The following is an 18,820-nucleotide window of genomic DNA, read 5'->3' as shown; positions in this document are numbered from 1 at the left end:
GATTTCCGGGATCGCTGCACTGTGATTCCCACGCGTTCCGTCCGCCGCGAGTTCATGGCCGGCTGGCGATTGTCAACGCGCGTTCGGCCGATACGTATCGGCCGTTCATATGAAGGCCGGTCGCCGGTTCTTCACACGCTTGGGAATCGCGTGGCCGCAGAGGGCCGCGCGGGAGATGCAGCGAAGGGGGAGCACACATGGCCGGAACTGTCACCCACGATCCGCCGCCTGCCACCGGAGGCAGGCCGGGACGGCCGCTGATCGTCACGGAGGACACCGGACTCCTCGACGACCTGTTGCGCCTGTGCGCGGCGGCGGGCGCGACGCCCGAGGTCCACCACGGGGTACCGGAGCGCAGAGAACGCTGGGAGGCGGCCCCGCTCGTCCTGGTCGGCGACGACGCCGCGCGGCGCGTGCGCGGGGCCGCGCGCCGACGCGGAGTGGTGCTGATCGGCCGCGACCAGGACGACCCCGGAGTCTGGAAACGGGCCGTCCAGATCGGTGCCGACCACGTCCTCATGCTGCCCGACGGGGAACAGTGGCTGGTCGACCGCATCGCCGACGTCGCCGAGGGCGTCGGGCGGCCCGCGTTCACCGTAGGCGTCATCGGAGGCCGGGGCGGGGCAGGAGCCTCCACGCTCGCGTGTGCGCTGGCCGTCACCTCGGCGCAGCGCGGAGCGCGCACCCTGCTCGTGGACGCCGACCCGCTCGGCGGCGGGCTCGACGTGCTCCTCGGCGGCGAGACGGCCGAAGGGCTGCGCTGGCCCGCCTTCGCGGCCTCGCGCGGCCGGGTCGGCGGCGGTGCGCTGGAGGAGTCGCTGCCCCGGCTGCACTCCCTGAGGGTGCTCAGCTGGGACCGCGGCGACTGCGTCGCCGTCCCGCCCCAGGCCGTGCGGGCGGTGCTGGCCGCCGCCCGGCGGCGCGGCGGCACGGTCGTCGTCGACCTGCCCAGGCGCCTGGACGACGGCGTCGCCGAGGTCCTTGCCCAACTCGACCTCGCGCTTCTCGTCGTCCCCGCCGAACTGCGCGCCGTCGCGGCGGCCGGCCGGGTGGCCGCCGCCGTCGGCATGGTCCTGCGCGACCTGCGCGTGGCGGTACGCGGGCCGTACACACCGGGACTCGACGACCGCGAGGTGGCCCGCCTGCTCGGACTCCCCCTGGCCGGCGAAGTACCCGTCGAACCGGGGCTGCTGCGCCCCCACGAGGGCGGAAAACCACCCGGAGCCGCGGCCCGCGGACCCCTGGCCCGGTTCTGCAAGGACCTCTGGGGCCGGACGCTCGTCGAAGCAGGTGGCACATGAGGACGATTCCCGGGCTCGAACCGGCGGACGGCGCGCGGCTGCTCGACGGTGTGCGGCGCCGGCTCGCCGAGAGCGGCGCCGAACCGACCCCCGCGCGCGTGGCACAGGCGCTACGCGAACAGGGCCGGGTCCTCGGCGACGCCGAAGTCCTCGGCGCGGCCGCCCTGCTGCGCTCCGAACTGGTCGGCAGCGGCCCCCTGGAACCCCTGCTCGCCGATCCCTCGGTCACCGACGTCCTGGTGTCGGCCCCGGACCGGGTGTGGGTGGACCGGGGCGGCGGGCTGGAGCTGACCCCGGTGACCTTCCCGGACGCGGCGGCGGTACGACGTCTCGCGCAGCGGCTCGCCTCGGTGGCCGGACGCCGGCTCGACGACGCACGGCCCTGGGCCGACGCCAGGCTTCCCGACGGGACCCGGCTGCACGCCGTCCTGCCGCCGGTGGCCGTCGGCTGCACCTGCCTCTCGCTGCGCGTCGTACGACCCCGGGCGTTCACCCTCGGCGAACTCGTGGCGGCGGGCACGGTGCCCCCCGGCGGGGACCGGTTCCTGCGGGCACTGCTGAGGGCGCGGCTGTCCTTCCTGATCAGCGGCGGGACCGGCAGCGGCAAGACGACCTTGCTGAGCGCGCTGCTCGGACTGGTCGGCCCCGGCGAACGGATCGTGCTCGCCGAGGACTCGGCGGAACTGCGGCCGGAGCATCCACATGTCGTACGGCTGGAGACCAGACCCGAAAACCAGGAGGGCGCCGGCCTGGTCACCCTGGAGAACCTGGTGCGCCAGGCGCTGCGGATGCGCCCCGACCGGCTGGTCGTGGGCGAGGTGCGCGGCCCCGAGGTCGTGCACCTGCTGGCCGCCCTCAACACCGGCCATGAAGGCGGTTGCGGAACCGTGCACGCCAACGCCGCGGCGGACGTCCCAGCCCGCCTGGAGGCCCTGGGAACCGCCGCCGGGCTCGACCGGGCGGCCCTGCACAGCCAGTTGGCGGCCGCGTTGTCGGTGGTGCTGCACCTCGTCCGGGACGGTACCGGACGGCGCCGGATCGCCGAGGTGCACGTCCTGGAGCGGGATCCGGCGGGCCTGGTGCGGACCGTTCCGGCGCTGCGCTGGGATGCGCGGGCGTTCACGCCGGAGCGGGGATGGGAGCGGCTGCGCGGGCTGCTCCGCGGTGATGGAAGCGAAGCGGGCCATGGGGGTGACGCGTGCGATGGGTGAGATGCCGATGGGGGCCGCGGGGGTGTGCGTCGCGGTGGCCGTGTGGCTGCTCGGCGAGCGGCACCGTGGCGCACGGCGGGCGCGGCTGCTGCTCGCGGGCGGCGGCGTCGTGGCGACCGGATCGCCCGGGTGGGGCCCGGCAACGGCGGAACTGCGACGACTACGCGGCCGGTTGCGGGGCGAATGGTCGGCGCTCGCCGTCGGTGCGCTGGCCGGACTGCTCACCGGCTCGGTGATTCCGGTCGTCGCGGGGGCGGCCGGGGTGCCCGTGCTGCGCCGGGTTCGGCTGGCCAGGGCGGTACGGCAGGCCCGGGAGGAGCGCGGCGACGCGGTGATCGCCCTGTGCGGGGCGCTCGCCGGAGAGGTGCGCGCCGGGCGGCAGCCGGGGGAGGCGCTGCTGCGTGCCGCGCGTGACTCCGGCGGGCTGGGGGACGCGCAGGCCACGGTGGTGGCCGCGGCCCGGTTCGGCGGTGACGTACCGGGCGCGCTCGCCGCGGCGGCCCGGCAGCCGGGCGCGGAGGGACTTCGGGGACTCGCGGCATGTTGGCGGGTGGCCGTGGACCAGGGCGCCGGGCTCGCGGCCGGCCTCGACCGGCTCGACGCGGCCCTGCGCGCGGAACGCGACCGACGTGCCGATCTGCGCGCCCAGTTGGCGGGTCCGCGGGCGACCGCGGTGATGCTGGCGGCCCTGCCCGTCCTCGGGCTCCTGCTGGGCACGGCGATGGGCGCCGACCCCCTGCGCGTGCTGCTGCACACCGGGGCGGGACTGGGCTGCCTGGTGATCGGCGGACTGTTCGAGGTCGCGGGGTTGTGGTGGACGGCGCGGATCGTACGGGGAGCGGAGGCGGCGTGAGCGGGGAAGTTGTCCACAGGCTGGGGGTGGCCGCCGGACTGGCGCTGGGCCTCGCCTGGCTGGTGCGGTACCTGGCGGTACGACGGCGTGAGCGCCGGGTCCGCGGACGGCTGGCCGAGTTGCTGGCAGCCCGGGCTCCGGCCGTACGGCCGCCCGTCCGGAGAGCCGCCCCGGTGGTGCGGGCCGTCGGGCGCCGGTGGCTGCCGGTGGCCGGGGCGGTGTGCGCCGGGTGGGCGCTCGTCGGCGGGGTCACCGGGGCACTGGTGGGGTTGGCAATGGGGGCGGGGCTGTGGCGATGGCGGCGCCGGCAGAGGGCGGCGGGCCGGGCGGCGGAAGCCGATGCCGCGGAGGCGGTTCGCCAACTGCCGCTCGCCGCGGACCTTCTGGCCGCCTGCATCACGGCCGGGGCCGGTCCGGTGATCGCCGCACAGGCCGTCGGCGAGGCCCTGGCGGGGCCGGTCGGGGAGGGGCTCGCGCGGGGTGCGGCGGAGGTGCGGCTGGGCGGCGAACCGGCCGAGGCATGGCGGCGGTTGGCGTCCCTGCCGGGCGCCCGGCCGCTCGCCCGGCTGCTGGAGCGGGCCGACGAGTCCGGGCTGCCCGCGGCGGGACCCGTCGCCCGGCTCGCCGAGGACGCCCGTGCGCGGCGGGCGCGCACCGCCACGGTGCGGGCCCGCAGAGCGGCTGTCATGGTCACCGCGCCGGTGGGGCTGTGCTTCCTGCCCGCCTTCGTCACCGTCGGCGTCCTGCCCGTGGTGATCGGGCTGGCGGGTGGCGTGGTGGGAGGGGGTGGTGGCGGATGACGGGTCGAGGGGGGTGAGACGGCGGGGGCGAAGCGAGAAGGCTGACAGGGCCGACGGGGTCGGCATGGCTTGGAAACAGGGGGAGTTGAGATGAACGAGAAGGCCGAGAAGGTGCGGGCGTGGCTGCGGGGGCGGCGGTGCCGGGACTCGGGGATGGTGACGTCCGAGTACGCGATGGGGATCCTCGCGGCGGTGGGGTTCGCGTTGTTGCTCTACGAGGTGGTGACCAGCGGACAGGTGCGCGCGGAACTGCAGGACATGGTGAAGCGAGCCCTCAGTGCGCGGATGTGAGCGGGCGGGGAGGCGCGATGCGGGGTTCGTGACGGCCGAGGCGGCGGTGGTGCTGCCCGTGCTGGTGGCGTTCACGATGGCCCTGGTCGGGGGGCTGTTCATGGTGGCAACGCAGATCCAGTGCGTGGACGCGGCTCGGACGGGCGCGCGGGCGGCGGCCCGACAGGACCCCGCCGACGCGGTCGTCGCGATCACCCGTGCGGCGGCACCGGGCGGTGCGCAGGTCACGGTTGCCTCCGAGGAGCACCAGGTGCGGGTCACGGTCGTGGCGAGGCCGCCGCTGCTCGGCTCCCTGCCGCTGGAGGTGCGGGCGGAAGCCGTGGCGGCCACGGAGGGCACGGTGGGCCCGCCGCCGACGGGGGAGGTGAGCCCATGAGGCGCCGGTCGCCGGTCTGCTTCCCCGGATCGGTTCTGTTCCACAGGTGGATTCCGGTTCTCCACAGGCGGGTTCCGGTTCCTGGGCGGGTCCTGACCCTCGGGTGGGTTCCGGTTCGTGGGCGGGTTGCGTTCCCTGGGCGGTTTTTGGGGTCCGGGCGGATTCCGTCCCTCGGGCAGCTTCCCTTCCCCCAGTGGGCCTCCGCCCTTGGGCGGGGCGGAGTCTCCGAGCGGGTCTCGTTCCCTGGGAGGGCCTGGTTCTCCGGGTGGGGGCCGGGGCGGTCCTCGGACCGGGGGTCCGCCACCGTCTGGTGCGTCGGGGCGATCGCCCTCCTGTGCCTGGTGTTCGGCGGGGTGCTCGCCCTGGGCGAGGCCGTCGTGGTCCGGCATCGTGCGGCGGGCGGCGCGGACCTCGCCGCTCTCGCGGCGGCGGACCACTGGGTCGAGGGCACGGCCGGGGCCTGCGCGCGGGCCGGGCGGGTGGCCGAGGCCCAGGACACGCGTCTGGTGCGGTGCGTGATCGTGGGGGAGACCTCGGACGTCACGGTGGCGGCCGGCAGCGGCCCGCTCGCGGCGGAGGTCAGGGCGCGGGCCGGTCCTGCCGGGCCGCCCGCGCAGGGCCCCCTGTCGGCGTCCCCGCCGACTCTGCCGGCGGTCCCGCGGACTCTGGCGTCTCCGACTCCTGCCGCGATTTCCGCTCGGGCGCCGGCACCTCCTCGCGCTGCGGTGGGTGCGCAGCCCCGCGCAGGAGGGTGGTGAGAAGCCGTACCGCCCCCCTCTTGTGCAACGGCTCGTTCCCGTTGCCGCACTTGGGGGACTGGATGCAGGACGGACAGCCGGCGTCGCACTCGCAGGAGGCGATGGCTTCGCGGGTGGCGGTGAGCCATTCGCGGGCCGTGTGGAAGGCGCGTTCGGCGAATCCTGCGCCGCCCGGGTGGCCGTCGTACACGAAGACCGTCGGCAGGAGCGTGTCCGGGTGCAGGGGGACCGAGACGCCTCCGATGTCCCAGCGGTCGCAGGTGGCGAACAGCGGGAGCATGCCGATCGAGGCGTGCTCGGCGGCGTGCAGGGAGCCGCCGAGGATCTCCGGACTGATCCGGGCCTCGTCCAACTGGTCCTCGGTGACCGTCCACCACACCGCCCGCGTCCGCAGCGTACGAGGAGGGAGGTCGAGCTTCGACTCGCCGAGCACTTCGCCGGTGATGACACGTCGACGCAGGAAGGAGACGACCTGATTGGTGACTTCCACAGAGCCGTAGCACAGCCGTCCCGCGCCCCAGGGGACCTCTACGTCCGTCTCCAGGACGCTGATGGACGTCGTGTCACGGGCGACCGTCGAATAGGGCGGGTCCGCCTGCTCGACCAGGGCGACCGAGTCCTCCAGGTCGAGGGAGCGCACCAGGTAGGTGCGGCCCTGGTGCAGATGGACCGCGCCCTCGTGCACCGTCGAGTGCGCGGCGCTCGCGTCGACCGTGCCCAGCAGGCGTCCTGTCCCGGCCTCCACGACCTGCACCGGCTGGCCGCCCGCGCCACGGATGTCGGTCAGGTCGGCGGCCCGCTCCCGGCGCGTCCAGTGCCAGGCGCTGGCCCGGCGGCGCAGCAGCTTCGCGGCCTCCAGTTGCGGCAGCACCTCCGCGCAGGCGGGGCCGAACAGGTCCAGGTCCGCGTCGGTGAGCGGGATCTCCGCGGCGGCCGCGCACAGGTGCGGAGCCAGGACGTACGGGTTGTCCGGATCGAGGACGGTGGACTCCACGGGCTGGTCGAACAGGGCCTCGGGGTGGTGCACGAGGAAGGTGTCCAGCGGGTCGTCGCGGGCGACCAGCACGGCCAGCGAGCCCTGGCCCGAGCGGCCGGCCCGGCCCGCCTGCTGCCACAGGGACGCGCGCGTGCCCGGATAACCGGCGATCAGCACGGCGTCCAGGCCGGACACGTCCACGCCGAGTTCCAGGGCGGTGGTCGCGGCCAGGCCCAGCAGTTCGCCGGAGTGCAGGGCGCGTTCCAGGGCGCGGCGTTCCTCGGGCAGGTAGCCGCCGCGGTAGGCCGCCACGCGCCGGGGAAGAGAGCGGTCCACCTCGGCCAGCCGTTCCTGGGCGATCACCGAGATCAGCTCGGCGCCGCGCCGGGAACGGACGAAGGCGACCGAGCGCACGCCCTGGACGGTGAGGTCGGTCAGCAGGTCGGCGGTCTCGGCGGTGGCGGTGCGGCGGACGGGGGCGCCCTTCTCGCCGTGCAGTTCGGTGAGCGGGGGCTCCCAGAGGGCGAACACCAGTTCCCCTCTGGGGGAGGCGTCGTCGGCGACCTCGACGACCGGCAGGCCCGTGAGCCGACGGGCCGCCACGGACGGCTCGGCGGCGGTCGCCGAGGCCAGCAGGAACACGGGCGAGGCGCCGTAACGGGCGCAGATGCGGCGCAGCCGGCGCAGCACCTGGGCGACGTGCGAGCCGAAGACGCCGCGGTAGGTGTGGCACTCGTCGATGACGACGTACTTGAGGTGCTTGAGGAAGGAGGACCAGCGGGCGTGGGAGGGCAATATGCCGCGGTGCAGCATGTCCGGGTTGGTGAGGACGTAGTTCGCATACTGGCGGATCCACTCGCGTTCCTCGAACGCCGTGTCGCCGTCGTACACGGCGGGGCGCACCGTGTTGCCCAACGGTTGTGAAAGTTCTTTCACCGATCTGCACTGATCCGCCGCAAGCGCCTTCGTCGGGGCCAGGTACAGGGCGGTGCTGCCGCGACCGCCCGCCCCTCGCCCGCCGGCGCCCTGTGGAGACGCTTTGAGCTGCTGCGCCCCCGTGGGGGCCCCGGAGCTGTCCAGGAGGGCCGAGAGGACCGGTACGAGGTACGCCAGGGACTTGCCGGACGCCGTGCCGGTGGAGACGATCACCGAGTCGCCGTCCAGGGCGTGCTCGGCGGCCAGGGCCTGGTGGGCCCAGGGGTGGTCGATACCGGCGGCCTGGACCGCCGCCACGACCTCGGCGCGGATCCGGTCGGGCCAGACGGCATGACGGCCCGCACGCGGGGGCAAATGCTCCGTATGAGTGATGCGCGAAGACCGGCTCGGCCCCGAGGCGAGCCGGTGCAGCGCCGTGCCCGGGGAGAAGCCGGATACGGCGTCCGTCTGGAGTCGATCAGATCGGTGATTCTTGGCCATCGGCACCGAGTGTGTCACCGGCGTGACGGACAATGGGTCCAAGGCGTCGTGCACGCCTGCCGGTAAGTGATTGAATGCCATCGCGGCTGGCGTACGTCCCGGGGGCCGCAAGCCGAGGTGTCCCAAGGGGCGACCGCTCGACTAGCAAGGTGCTGGAGGATCCGTGGACCTGTCCCTGTCGACCCGTACCGTCGGCGATCGTACGGTCGTCGAGGTCGGTGGAGAAATCGACGTATATACCGCGCCCAAGTTGCGCGAGCAGCTGGTCGAGCTGGTGAACGACGGGAATTTCCACCTCGTCGTCGACATGGAGGGCGTGGACTTCCTCGACTCCACCGGGCTCGGCGTGCTGGTCGGTGGCCTGAAGCGGGTGCGTGCCCATGAGGGCTCGCTGCGCCTGGTCTGCAACCAGGAGCGCATTCTCAAGATCTTCCGCATCACCGGTTTGACCAAGGTGTTCCCGATCCACACCTCGGTCGACGAAGCGGTGGCAGCCACCGACTGACCCGGGTCGCCGACCGGGCTCGGGCCACCGACCGGCCCGAGCCGTCGGACCGTGTCCGGGCCGACGCGCCCGGGCGGAAGAAGTTCATCAGGGGGGTCGGGCTTTCGGCGGTCCGGCCCCCCGACCCGTACGCCCGAAGTTCCGAGGGGGACGCATGGCCACCGTTGAACTCCGCTTCAGCGCGCTGCCCGAGCATGTCCGGACCGCCCGACTGGTGGCGGCAGCGGTGGCGCGCAGGGCCGGAGTGGACGAGGCCGTACTCGACGAGGTCAGGCTCGCCGTCGGCGAGGCGTGCTCCCGCGCCGTAGGACTGCACCAGGGCGCCGGCATCACCGAGCCGGTGAGGGTGGTGCTGATCGAGGAGGAGAAACAGTTCTCCATCGAGGTCGGCGACGAGGCGCCCCGTTCGGCCCCGGGTGAGCGCGCGCCCGGCGGCTCCGCTCACGATGCGGAGGCGGATGCCGAGGAGGACGAGATGGGCCTCGCGGTGATCAGCGGACTCGTCGACGACGTCGAGGTGACCGCCGGCGAACACGGCGGGCTGATCCGCATGACCTGGCCGACCACACCACCGGCCACCGCCCTCGCCTGAGACCGCCGCGCAGCAGCGCCCCGCGACACACCGGCGGTCGCCCTTCATCGGCTTCGTTGCCTCCTGCCGACTTCATCACCTTCTTCGCCTTCTTCGCTCGGCGTCTTCGGCGTCTTCGGGCGGCCTCAACGGGCTCCAATGGCTTCATAGCGCTTCCGGATCACCGGGGGCTTCGGTGTCGGTTACGGGCGGTTTCCTCGTACTCCCTGTTCGTCGGGACCTCTCCGGGACTGCTGATGTGCTCCTGCCCACTGCGCCTTGTGTCCCACGCGTGCCCCCTGTGTCCCACGCGCCCCATCCGGCCGTTTCTGTCATCCCCCCTCGCCCCTGCCACCTTTGCCACCTCTGTCTTTGCCACCTCTGTGGCCTCTCGCAGGTCCCTGTCGGCCGGTGCTGCCATCCCCCGAACCCCGCCGACTCCCGCCTCCCCACTGTCCTGGGCGCCGCACTGCCCTGGGCGCCGCACTGCCCTGGGCACCGCCACCGCCATTGCATCCCCACACGCAGCCGACACCCCACCTCCACCTCCCACCGCCACCACGGCTGCGTCACCGCGCCACGCCCGCATCACGCCGCCACGCCTGCCCGCGTCACCGCAGGCGCCCCGGATCACCACCACCGCCGCCCGCATCACCACCACCCCGCACGTGTCGCCCGTCTCGCTGAGGCGTCGTGGTCGTCGCGCTGGTCGCCGTCCGGAGGTGTGGACGCCGTCGGCCGGCCGCCTCCAGCGCCCCGCTCAGCAGGGGTTTCGTGTTATTTTCCGGCGACCGTCAGAATTCGTGAATGAATTCACGATCAATCACTCGATAATTTGATCAAGCGTCAATGCGGGCGTCAATGCCTTTGGGGCGTTACCCCTTTCGGGTTCTGTGATCTGATGTCGATCATTTGCTGTAGAGCAGGTGCGGGCTAAATCCGTTTACCGCGCTCTGTTTTGATCAGGTTCCGGTACCTAGAATCCGTCCACATCTTGAGCTCAGCCCAAGCGTCAAGGAGGACGAATGGCGGGGCTTTCTACCCCTCATCAGTTGGGCCAACCCACAACCATCGCAGCCGCAGTACTGACCGACGGCAACCGTGTCCTGGTGGCGGCCTTCGTGGCCGTCGCACTGGCCGCGCTCGTGGTCGCCGGGATCCTGGTGCGCCAGGTGCTCGCGGCGGGCGAGGGCACCGACAGCATGAAGAAGATCGCAGCGGCGGTCCAGGAAGGCGCCAACGCGTATCTGGCCCGCCAGTTGCGCACGCTCGGCGTATTCGCCGTCGTCGTGTTCTTCCTGCTCATGCTGCTGCCCGCGGACGATTGGAGTCAGCGTGCCGGACGATCGGTGTTCTTCCTGATCGGAGCGGTTTTTTCGGCGGCCACCGGTTATATCGGCATGTGGCTCGCCGTGCGCAGCAATGTGCGCGTCGCCGCGGCGGCCAGGGAAGCGACACCCGCGGCGGGGGAACCGGAAAAGGATCTCACTGCCGTCTCGCACAAAGCAATGAAGATCGCATTCCGCACGGGCGGCGTCGTCGGCATGTTCACGGTGGGTCTCGGCCTGCTGGGCGCCTCCTGCGTGGTGCTGGTGTACGCGGCCGACGCGCCGAAGGTGCTGGAGGGCTTCGGCCTCGGCGCCGCCCTGATCGCCATGTTCATGCGTGTGGGCGGCGGCATCTTCACCAAGGCCGCCGACGTCGGCGCCGACCTGGTCGGCAAGGTCGAGCAGGGCATTCCGGAGGACGACCCGCGCAATGCCGCGACCATCGCCGACAATGTGGGCGACAACGTCGGCGACTGCGCCGGTATGGCGGCCGACCTGTTCGAGTCGTACGCCGTGACGCTGGTCGCGGCGCTGATCCTCGGCAAGGCGGCGTTCGGCGACTCCGGGCTCGCCTTCCCGCTGCTGGTGCCGGCCATCGGTGTGATCACCGCGATGATCGGCATCTTCGCGGTCGCCCCGCGCCGGGCCGACCGAAGCGGCATGTCCGCGATCAACCGGGGCTTCTTCATCTCCGCGGTGATCTCACTCGCCCTGGTCGCCGTGGCGGTCTTCGTCTATCTGCCCGGCAAGTACTCGGACCTGAACGGCATCACGGACGCGGCGATCAGCGGCAAGAACGGCGATCCGCGGATCCTCGCGCTGGTCGCGGTGGCGATCGGCATCCTGCTCGCCGCCGTGATCCAGCAGCTGACCGGCTACTTCACCGAGACGACCCGCCGGCCCGTGCGCGACATCGGCAAGACCTCGCTCACCGGTCCGGCCACCGTCGTACTCGCCGGTATCTCGATCGGTCTGGAATCCGCCGTGTACACGGCGCTGCTGATCGGACTCGGCGTCTACGGGGCGTTCCTGCTCGGCGGTACGTCGATCATGCTCGCCCTGTTCGCGGTCGCGCTGGCCGGTACCGGCCTGCTCACCACGGTCGGCGTGATCGTCGCCATGGACACCTTCGGCCCGGTCTCCGACAACGCGCAGGGCATCGCCGAGATGTCGGGCGACGTCGAGGGCGCGGGCGCACAGGTGCTCACCAACCTGGACGCCGTCGGCAACACCACCAAGGCCATCACCAAGGGCATCGCCATCGCCACCGCGGTGCTGGCGGCCTCGGCGCTGTTCGGGTCGTACCGCGACGCGATCACGACCGGGGCGAACGACGTCGGCGAGAAGCTCTCCGGAGCGGGCGCGCCGATGAGTCTGATGATGGACATCTCGCAGCCCAACAACCTGGTCGGTCTCATCGCCGGGGCGGCGGTCGTCTTCCTCTTCTCCGGGCTCGCCATCAACGCGGTGTCGCGTTCGGCCGGCGCCGTGGTGTACGAGGTGCGCCGGCAGTTCCGTGAGAAGCCCGGGATCATGGACTTCAGCGAGAAGCCCGAGTACGGCCGGGTCGTCGACATCTGCACCAAGGACGCCCTGCGGGAGTTGGCCACACCGGGCCTGCTGGCCGTGATGGCGCCCATCTTCATCGGCTTCACGCTCGGCGTCGGTGCGCTCGGCTCCTATCTGGCCGGTGCGATCGGCGCGGGCACCCTGATGGCCGTGTTCCTCGCCAACTCCGGCGGCGCCTGGGACAACGCCAAGAAGCTCGTGGAGGACGGCCACCATGGCGGCAAGGGCAGTGAGGCGCACGCGGCGACGGTGATCGGCGACACGGTCGGCGACCCCTTCAAGGACACCGCGGGCCCGGCGATCAACCCGTTGCTGAAGGTGATGAACCTGGTGGCGTTGCTGATCGCGCCCGCGGTGATCAAGTTCTCCTACGGCGACGACAAGAACATCGGCGCGCGGATCCTGATCGCGATCCTCGCGGTCGCGGTCATCATCGGCGCGGTGTACATCTCCAAGCGGCGCGGCATCGCGGTGGAGGACGACGAGGAGGACGCCGGCCAGGTGTCCAAGTCGGCTGATCCCGCGGTGGTTTCGTAGGCCGCACATTCGGAGTTCGCTCAACGGGCGGGCGGGTGGCGCGCATTGGTGCGCCGCCCGCCCGTTTCGCGTCCGTGCGCGCCCGCACCGTGAGTCTTCTCTCCTGTGGAGCAAATGGCACTTAAATGCTACTTAATAGGCGTTCGGGACATGGATGTGAACGGTCGCCGTGTAAGGTCCGGGGGCCGAGAGCATGGAAAGGGACCGAACCGGTGAACAAGAAGCTCGCGGCCGCGCTGTCCGGCGGTGCGGTACTGGTGCTGGGGCTGACGGGATGCAGCGGCGGCGACAGCAACGACAAGCTGAACGGCTGGGCCAAGCAGGTCTGTGACGCGGTGCAGCCGCAGGCCAAGAAGATCGCGGCCGCCAACGCCGCGATCCAGCAGCAGACCTCGGACAACAGCGCGCCCGCGGACGTCCAGAAGACCGACGCGCAGGCATTCCAGGACATGTCGGACGCCTATAAGGCGATCAGCGCCGCCGTGGACTCGGCCGGTGCGCCCGGCGTCGACAACGGCGAGAAGAAGCAGCAGGGCGCCGTCAAGGAGCTGAGCGCCCTCTCGGCGCAGTACACGTCCCTGAAGAAGCAGGTCGACCAGCTGGACACGAAGAACCAGGCGAAGTTCGCCGACGGCCTCAAGAACATCGCGACGGATCTGGCCGAGCTGAGCAAGACCGGCAGCGACGCGCTCAAGAACCTGGAGGAGGGCGACGTGGGCAAGGCCATGGCCGGGCAGGAGAGCTGCAAGTCAGCGGCCTCGCAGTCCTCGCCGTCCTCGTCGGCGACCTCGCCGTCATCCTCGTCGTCTTCGTCTTCGTCCTCGTCCGGTTCGTCGAAGGCGGGCTGAGCGCGGGGTGGCAGGGCCGGCGCCGGGGGCATTTGCGGGGGCGTGCGCCACCCGCATGCGCGGACACAGCACGGGCACGGGCCCCGCCCGCGCGTACGGAGGCCACGCGTACGGACACAATGGGAAGCGTGAGCAACGCCACTGTGCCCCCTTTTCCTTCCCTGACCGCCCTGCCGGCCGCCGACCGTCCCGACGTGGCCGCCCGGCTGCGCGAGGCCCTGCTCGGTGCCTCCTTCACCGCCGACGGACTGCTCGAACTGCTCGGCGCCCCGGCCTATGCGGCGCTGGCCCGCAGTGAGACCGTGCCCGCGCTCCGGGCGACCCGCGGGGACACGCCGCTGGAGATGCTCGTGCGGCTGTTCCTGCTTCAGCAGCCCGTCGGGTACGCGCGCGTGGCCGCCGTACTGCCCGTCCCGGAGTGCCTGGAGAGCGGCTGGCTGGTGCGTACGGGCGGTGACGAGGTCGCCGCCGGCGTGGACGTACGGCCGTACGGCGGTCCGGACGGCGAGGACTGGTTCATCGTGTCCGACCTCGGCTGCGCGGTCGGCGGTGCGGGCGGCATCGGGAACCGGAACGAAGGGGTCGTGCTCGGTGTCGGCGGTGCCTCCACCACCCTCGCCGGCATCACCGTCCGCACGCCCGTCGCCGCCGCGCTCGACCTCGGCACCGGGTCCGGCATCCAGGCACTGCACGCCGCTCAGCACGCCACGCGCGTGACGGCGACCGACGTCAACCCGCGCGCCCTGCACATCACCGCCCTGACGCTCGCCCTGTCCGGTGCGCCGGTCGCTGACCTGCGCGAAGGGTCGCTGTTCGAGCCGGTCGAGGACGGGGAGACGTACGACCTGATCGTCTCGAACCCGCCCTTCGTGATCTCTCCCACCCGTCCGTCGTCGTCCTCCTCGGCGGACGCGCCCCGCGATGCTCCCGCGGTCACCCGGCTGACCTACCGGGATGGCGGGATGGGCGGGGACGATCTGTGCCGCTCGCTCGTTCAACAGGCGGGGGAACGGCTGAACGTGGGCGGGTTCGCGCAGTTCCTCGCCAACTGGCAGCACGTGGAAGGGGAGGACTGGCAGGACAGGATCAGGTCATGGGTACCGCGCGGGTGCGACGCCTGGGTCGTGCAGCGCGAGGTGCAGGACGTCACCCAGTACGCCGAGCTGTGGCTCAGGGACGCCGGTGACCACCGCGGGGACACCGGGGAGTACCAGGCGCGGTACGACGCCTGGCTCGACGAGTTCGAGGCGCGCAAGGTCAAGGCGGTGGGCTTCGGATGGATCACGCTGCGCAGGACGGACGCAGCCGAGCCCTCCGTCACCGTGGAGGAATGGCCGCATCCGATCGAACAACCGCTCGGTGAGGTGGTCCGGGCGCACTTCGGCCGTCTCGACTATCTCCGGGAGCACGATGACGCGGCGCTGCTCGACGGCCACTTCCGGCTCGTCGCCGAGGTCGTCCAGGAGCAGGTCGGCCTGCCCGGCGCCGAGGACCCGGAGCATGTCGTGCTGCGCCAGAACCGGGGGATGCGCCGCGCCACCATGGTGGACACCGTCGGCGCGGGCTTTGCCGGCGTGTGCGACGGCACGCTGAGCGCCGGCCGCATCCTGGACGCCATCGCCCAACTCGTGGGCGAGGACCCGGTGGTGCTGCGTGACCGCACACCGGCGCAGATCCGCCTGCTCGTGGAGCAGGGGTTCCTCGAACCGGCCGGGTGACGGCACGGCGCGGTGACGGCGCCTCGCCCTGACCGGGGCACGGCGCGGTATCGAGCCGGGCGTGTTCCGCCACTGGCGCGTTTCCGGTCCCGGCCGGCGCGGTCCCGCAGCGGGTCGCCGCGCCGCGGTCCTGCGGCGTGCGATCGCGGTGCGGAACGGGTCGTGAGCCTTGCGTCGCGCAAATCGGCCGGAAAGATGCGGGCGGCGGGACCGGGAGCGGAAGGTGTCCGGAGTCACTTGCGTGGTCCGTCGGCCCCGCGTTCACCTCGGATTCGCCCACCCGCCGCCCGCGCGTGCCAGTCTCCGGGCGCCGGATACGCACGAACGGAGGGAAAGGGGCGCAAGAGACCATGGAGAGCGGACCAGCGATCTTCGCGGGAGCGGTGTTCGCCCTGTTCGGGGGCGCTTTGCTGGTATGGACGGGGATGCGGCTGCACCAGCGTGAGCAGGTCGCCCACGGTGTGAGTCAGGTCGCATCGGCCACCCTCGCCGGCCTCGCCTCGGTGCTTGCGCTGGGCCTCGCGGCGTACTGCTTCACCCGCATGTGAAGGCGGTACGGGCGCTGTCCCGTGCGTAAGGGGAGCGTTACCCTCCGAAAAGGGCAGGGTGGGTCGCCCGGCAGTCCGGGCGGCAGGAATGGCGGTAGTCGGGTTACCGTTCGAGTGGCCGTTGCGGGCTTTTCCCGTTTGACACGGGGGCGGGATGTACCGTCACACTCCGCAGCGTCACCACCACCCAGCCCCAGGACGAAGACCTGGGGAGGCCCCAGCGTCGACCGGAGAGAAGAGCGAAGTTGTCCCCGACCAGCGAGACCGCACAGGGCGGCCGCCGACTCGTCATCGTCGAGTCGCCTGCCAAGGCGAAGACGATCAAGGGTTACCTCGGCCCCGGCTACGTAGTCGAAGCGAGCGTCGGGCACATCCGCGACCTTCCCAACGGCGCCGCCGAGGTGCCGGACAAGTACACCGGCGAGGTGCGCCGCCTCGGCGTGGACGTCGAGCACGACTTCCAGCCCATCTACGTGATCAATGCTGACAAAAAGGCGCAGGTCAAGAAGCTCAGGGACCTGCTGAAGGACTCCGACGAACTCTTCCTCGCCACCGATGAGGACCGGGAGGGCGAGGCCATCGCCTGGCACCTCCAGGAGGTGCTCAAGCCGAAGATCCCGGTCAAGCGGATGGTCTTCCACGAGATCACCAAGGACGCCATCCGCGCGGCCGTCGCCAATCCGCGCCAGCTCAACCAGCGACTCGTCGACGCCCAGGAGACCCGCCGCATCCTCGACCGCCTCTACGGCTACGAGGTCTCGCCGGTCCTGTGGAAGAAGGTCATGCCGCGCCTGTCGGCGGGCCGCGTCCAGTCCGTCGCCACCCGGCTCGTGGTCGAGCGGGAACGCGAGCGCATCGCGTTTCGTTCAGCTGAGTACTGGGACCTGACGGGTACCTTCGCGACCGGCCGCGCGGGGGATCCGTCGGATCCGTCGTCGCTCGTCGCCCGCCTGCAGAGCGTCGACGGCAGGCGGGTCGCGCAGGGCCGCGACTTCGACTCCCTGGGACAACTCAAGAGCGCGAACACCCTCCACCTCGACGAGGCGAACGCCCACGCCCTCGCCGCCGCCCTGGAGAACACCCGGTTCTCCGTGCAGGCCGTGGAGTCCAAGCCGTACCGTCGCTCCCCGTACGCCCCGTTCCGTACGACGACGCTCCAGCAGGAGGCGAGCCGCAAACTCGGCTTCGGTGCGAAGGCGACGATGCAGGTCGCGCAGAAGCTGTACGAGAACGGCTACATCACGTACATGCGTACGGACTCCACGACGCTGAGCGAGACCGCCGTCACGGCCGCCCGCGCCCAGGTCACGCAGCTGTACGGGGCCGACTACCTGCCGACCCAGCCGCGTACGTACGCCGGAAAGGTCAAGAACGCGCAGGAGGCGCACGAGGCGATCCGCCCCTCGGGTGATCGGTTCCGCACCCCTGCCGAGACCGGACTGACCGGCGACCAGTTCAGGCTGTACGAGCTGATCTGGAAGCGGACGGTCGCCTCCCAGATGAAGGACGCGACCGGCAACAGCGTCACCGTGCGGATCGGCGGCACGGCCGCCGACGGGCGGAACGTCGAGTTCAGCGCGTCCGGCAAGACCATCACCTTCCACGGTTTCCTCAAGGCGTACGTCGAGGGCGCCGACGACCCGAACGCCGAGCTGGACGACCGCGAGCGCCGGCTGCCGCAGGTCGCCCAGGGCGACGCCCTCAGCGCCGAGGAGATCACGGTCGACGGGCACTCCACCAAGCCCCCGGCCCGCTACACCGAGGCCAGCCTGGTCAAGGAGCTGGAGGAACGGGAGATCGGCCGCCCGTCGACGTACGCGTCGATCATCGGCACGATCCTCGACCGCGGCTATGTGTTCAAGAAGGGCACGGCCCTGGTGCCGTCCTTCCTGTCCTTCGCCGTGGTGAACCTCCTGGAGAAGCACTTCGGCCGGCTCGTCGACTACGACTTCACCGCGAAGATGGAGGACGACCTCGACCGCATCGCCCGCGGCGAGGCGCAGTCCGTGCCGTGGCTGAAGCGCTTCTACTTCGGTGAGACGACGCCCGGCGGCGGCTTCGCCGCGGGCGGCCCGGGCGGCGCCGCCGAGGCCGGCAACGGCGACGGCGACCACCTCGGCGGCCTCAAGGAACTGGTGACCGACCTCGGCGCGATCGATGCGCGCGAGGTGTCGTCGTTCCCCGTGGGCAACGACATCGTGCTGCGGGTCGGCCGCTATGGCCCGTACATCGAGCGCGGCGAGAAGGACACCGAGCAGCATCAGCGTGCCGACATCCCGGAGGATCTGGCCCCGGACGAGCTGAACGTCGACCTGGCCGAGGAACTCCTCGCCAAGCCGAGCGGCGAGCGCCCCCTGGGCACCGACCCGGAGACCGGCCGTTCGATCGTCGCCAAGGGCGGCCGCTACGGCCCCTACGTCACGGAGATCCTGCCCGAGGGCACCCCGAAGACGGGCAAGAACGCCGTCAAGCCGCGCACCGCCTCCCTCTTCAAGTCGATGTCGCTGGACACGGTGACGCTGGAGGAAGCGCTGCGTCTGATGTCGCTGCCGCGTGTCGTCGGCAAGGACGCGGACGGTGTGGAGATCACCGCGCAGAACGGGCGCTACGGGCCGTACCTGAAGAAGGGCACGGACTCGCGCTCGCTGCAGGCGGAGGACCAGCTTTTCACCATCACGCTGGAGGAGGCGGAGGCGATCTACGCCCAGCCCAAGCAGCGTGGCCGGGCCGCCGCCAAGCCTCCGCTGAAGGAACTGGGCGCCGACCCGGTCAGCGGCAAGCCGGTGGTCGTCAAGGATGGCCGCTTCGGGCCGTACGTCACCGACGGTGAGGCCAACGCGACCCTGCGCTCCGGTGACAGCGTCGAGACGATCACCCCGGAGCGCGGGTTCGAACTGCTCGCCGAGAAGCGGGCGAAGGGGCCCGCCAAGAAGACGGCGAAGAAGGCGACCGCGAAGAAGGCTGCCCCGGCGAAGAAGACCGCCGCCAAGAAGACGGCGGCGAAGAAGACGACCACCGCCGCGAAGAAGACCACGGCCAAGAAGACCGCCGCGAAGAAGGCGACGGCCTCGAAGGCGGCCACGGAGGACTGAGCGCCCAGGGCGGCGAGCCCAGCGGGGCGACGAGCCCGGGGGCGTCGGCCGGCGGGTTGCAGTGCGGATTGCCGGCCGGTTTGCACTGCGGGCGGCGCGAGCCGTGAAGGCCGGATCGCCGG

At 71.8% G+C, this 18,820-nt stretch carries 14 protein-coding genes and 1 pseudogene; 14 read left to right on the top strand and 1 reads right to left on the bottom strand.

The features are described 5' to 3' along the window. The first annotated feature begins 197 nt into the window (after positions 1-197). From ssd to ACFYPJ_RS04795, 7 genes and pseudogenes are all read left to right on the top strand, one after another. Positions 198-1,301 carry a septum site-determining protein Ssd gene (ssd, locus tag ACFYPJ_RS04825; protein WP_389010522.1) on the top strand — a complete coding sequence of 368 codons (1,104 nt, stop codon included), beginning with the start codon at positions 198-200 and terminating at the stop codon, positions 1,299-1,301. Beyond that, positions 1,298-2,512, top strand: a complete 1,215-nt coding sequence (locus tag ACFYPJ_RS04820) for a TadA family conjugal transfer-associated ATPase (protein WP_389010519.1) — start codon at positions 1,298-1,300, stop codon at positions 2,510-2,512. Before ssd ends, ACFYPJ_RS04820 begins: the two co-directional genes overlap by 4 nt. Further along, positions 2,505-3,365, top strand: a complete 861-nt coding sequence (locus ACFYPJ_RS04815) for a type II secretion system F family protein (RefSeq protein WP_389010516.1) — start codon at positions 2,505-2,507, stop codon at positions 3,363-3,365. Before ACFYPJ_RS04820 ends, ACFYPJ_RS04815 begins: the two co-directional genes overlap by 8 nt. After that, complete coding sequence (locus ACFYPJ_RS04810; protein WP_389010513.1) at positions 3,362-4,165, top strand: type II secretion system F family protein; 804 nt, start codon at positions 3,362-3,364, stop codon at positions 4,163-4,165. Before ACFYPJ_RS04815 ends, ACFYPJ_RS04810 begins: the two co-directional genes overlap by 4 nt. A 90-nt stretch (positions 4,166-4,255) precedes the next feature. Continuing rightward, positions 4,256-4,456 carry a DUF4244 domain-containing protein gene (locus ACFYPJ_RS04805; protein WP_389010511.1) on the top strand — a complete coding sequence of 67 codons (201 nt, stop codon included), beginning with the start codon at positions 4,256-4,258 and terminating at the stop codon, positions 4,454-4,456. A gap of 28 nt (positions 4,457-4,484) precedes the next feature. Next, positions 4,485-4,832 carry a TadE family type IV pilus minor pilin gene (locus ACFYPJ_RS04800; RefSeq protein ID WP_389010509.1) on the top strand — a complete coding sequence of 116 codons (348 nt, stop codon included), beginning with the start codon at positions 4,485-4,487 and terminating at the stop codon, positions 4,830-4,832. Positions 4,833-5,110: 278 nt separating this feature from the next. Continuing rightward, positions 5,111-5,473, top strand: a pseudogene (locus tag ACFYPJ_RS04795) (Rv3654c family TadE-like protein); the annotation flags it as partial. Here ACFYPJ_RS04795 and ACFYPJ_RS04790 read toward each other — a convergent pair. Next, positions 5,412-8,063, bottom strand: coding sequence for a DEAD/DEAH box helicase (locus ACFYPJ_RS04790; protein ID WP_389010506.1), 2,652 nt, complete (start codon positions 8,061-8,063; stop codon positions 5,412-5,414). The pseudogene ACFYPJ_RS04795 and the gene ACFYPJ_RS04790 sit on opposite strands and share 62 nt — an antisense overlap. A gap of 82 nt (positions 8,064-8,145) precedes the next feature. Between ACFYPJ_RS04790 and bldG the strand changes: the two genes are divergently transcribed. The 7 genes from bldG (at position 8,146) to topA (ending at position 18,698) form a co-directional block, all read left to right on the top strand. Then, entirely contained in the window at positions 8,146-8,487 is a 342-nt protein-coding gene (gene bldG / locus ACFYPJ_RS04785; protein WP_009189842.1) for an anti-sigma factor antagonist BldG, read from the top strand. A gap of 154 nt (positions 8,488-8,641) precedes the next feature. After that, positions 8,642-9,079 (top strand): ATP-binding protein, encoded by a 438-nt coding sequence (locus ACFYPJ_RS04780; protein WP_389010503.1) that lies wholly within the window; start codon positions 8,642-8,644, stop codon positions 9,077-9,079. 1,004 nt (positions 9,080-10,083) lie between these two features. Continuing rightward, on the top strand, positions 10,084-12,492 hold the full coding sequence (locus ACFYPJ_RS04775) for a sodium-translocating pyrophosphatase (RefSeq protein WP_389010501.1): 2,409 nt from the start codon (positions 10,084-10,086) through the stop codon (positions 12,490-12,492). A 212-nt stretch (positions 12,493-12,704) separates the two neighbouring features. After that, a complete protein-coding gene (locus ACFYPJ_RS04770; protein WP_389010499.1) occupies positions 12,705-13,340 on the top strand; it encodes a small secreted protein in 636 nt (211 codons plus the stop codon). 119 nt (positions 13,341-13,459) lie between these two features. Further along, positions 13,460-15,058 (top strand): methyltransferase, encoded by a 1,599-nt coding sequence (locus tag ACFYPJ_RS04765; RefSeq protein WP_389010496.1) that lies wholly within the window; start codon positions 13,460-13,462, stop codon positions 15,056-15,058. Between the two features lie 350 nt (positions 15,059-15,408). Next, entirely contained in the window at positions 15,409-15,606 is a 198-nt protein-coding gene (locus ACFYPJ_RS04760; protein ID WP_389010493.1) for a hypothetical protein, read from the top strand. A gap of 245 nt (positions 15,607-15,851) precedes the next feature. After that, entirely contained in the window at positions 15,852-18,698 is a 2,847-nt protein-coding gene (gene topA / locus ACFYPJ_RS04755; RefSeq protein ID WP_389010491.1) for a type I DNA topoisomerase, read from the top strand. Positions 18,699-18,820: the final 122 nt, after the last annotated feature.

Source organism: Streptomyces sp. NPDC006012, assembly GCF_042871185.1.
Classification (GTDB): domain Bacteria; phylum Actinomycetota; class Actinomycetes; order Streptomycetales; family Streptomycetaceae; genus Streptomyces.
Note: the sequence above shows the minus strand (reverse complement) of the source record. Positions and strands in the feature narration are given on the sequence as shown.

Excerpts from the sequence above, each read along its gene's own strand:
- ssd (WP_389010522.1), top strand. The coding sequence starts at position 198 with ATGGCCGGAACTGTCACCCACGATCCGCCGCCTGCCACCGGAGGCAGG.
- ACFYPJ_RS04765 (WP_389010496.1), top strand. The coding sequence starts at position 13,460 with ATGGGAAGCGTGAGCAACGCCACTGTGCCCCCTTTTCCTTCCCTGACC.
- ACFYPJ_RS04805 (WP_389010511.1), top strand. The coding sequence starts at position 4,256 with ATGAACGAGAAGGCCGAGAAGGTGCGGGCGTGGCTGCGGGGGCGGCGG.
- ACFYPJ_RS04790 (WP_389010506.1), bottom strand. The coding sequence starts at position 8,063 with ATGGCATTCAATCACTTACCGGCAGGCGTGCACGACGCCTTGGACCCA.
- ACFYPJ_RS04780 (WP_389010503.1), top strand. The coding sequence starts at position 8,642 with ATGGCCACCGTTGAACTCCGCTTCAGCGCGCTGCCCGAGCATGTCCGG.
- ACFYPJ_RS04775 (WP_389010501.1), top strand. The coding sequence starts at position 10,084 with ATGGCGGGGCTTTCTACCCCTCATCAGTTGGGCCAACCCACAACCATC.
- ACFYPJ_RS04815 (WP_389010516.1), top strand. The coding sequence starts at position 2,505 with ATGGGTGAGATGCCGATGGGGGCCGCGGGGGTGTGCGTCGCGGTGGCC.
- ACFYPJ_RS04760 (WP_389010493.1), top strand. The coding sequence starts at position 15,409 with ATGGAGAGCGGACCAGCGATCTTCGCGGGAGCGGTGTTCGCCCTGTTC.
- ACFYPJ_RS04820 (WP_389010519.1), top strand. The coding sequence starts at position 1,298 with ATGAGGACGATTCCCGGGCTCGAACCGGCGGACGGCGCGCGGCTGCTC.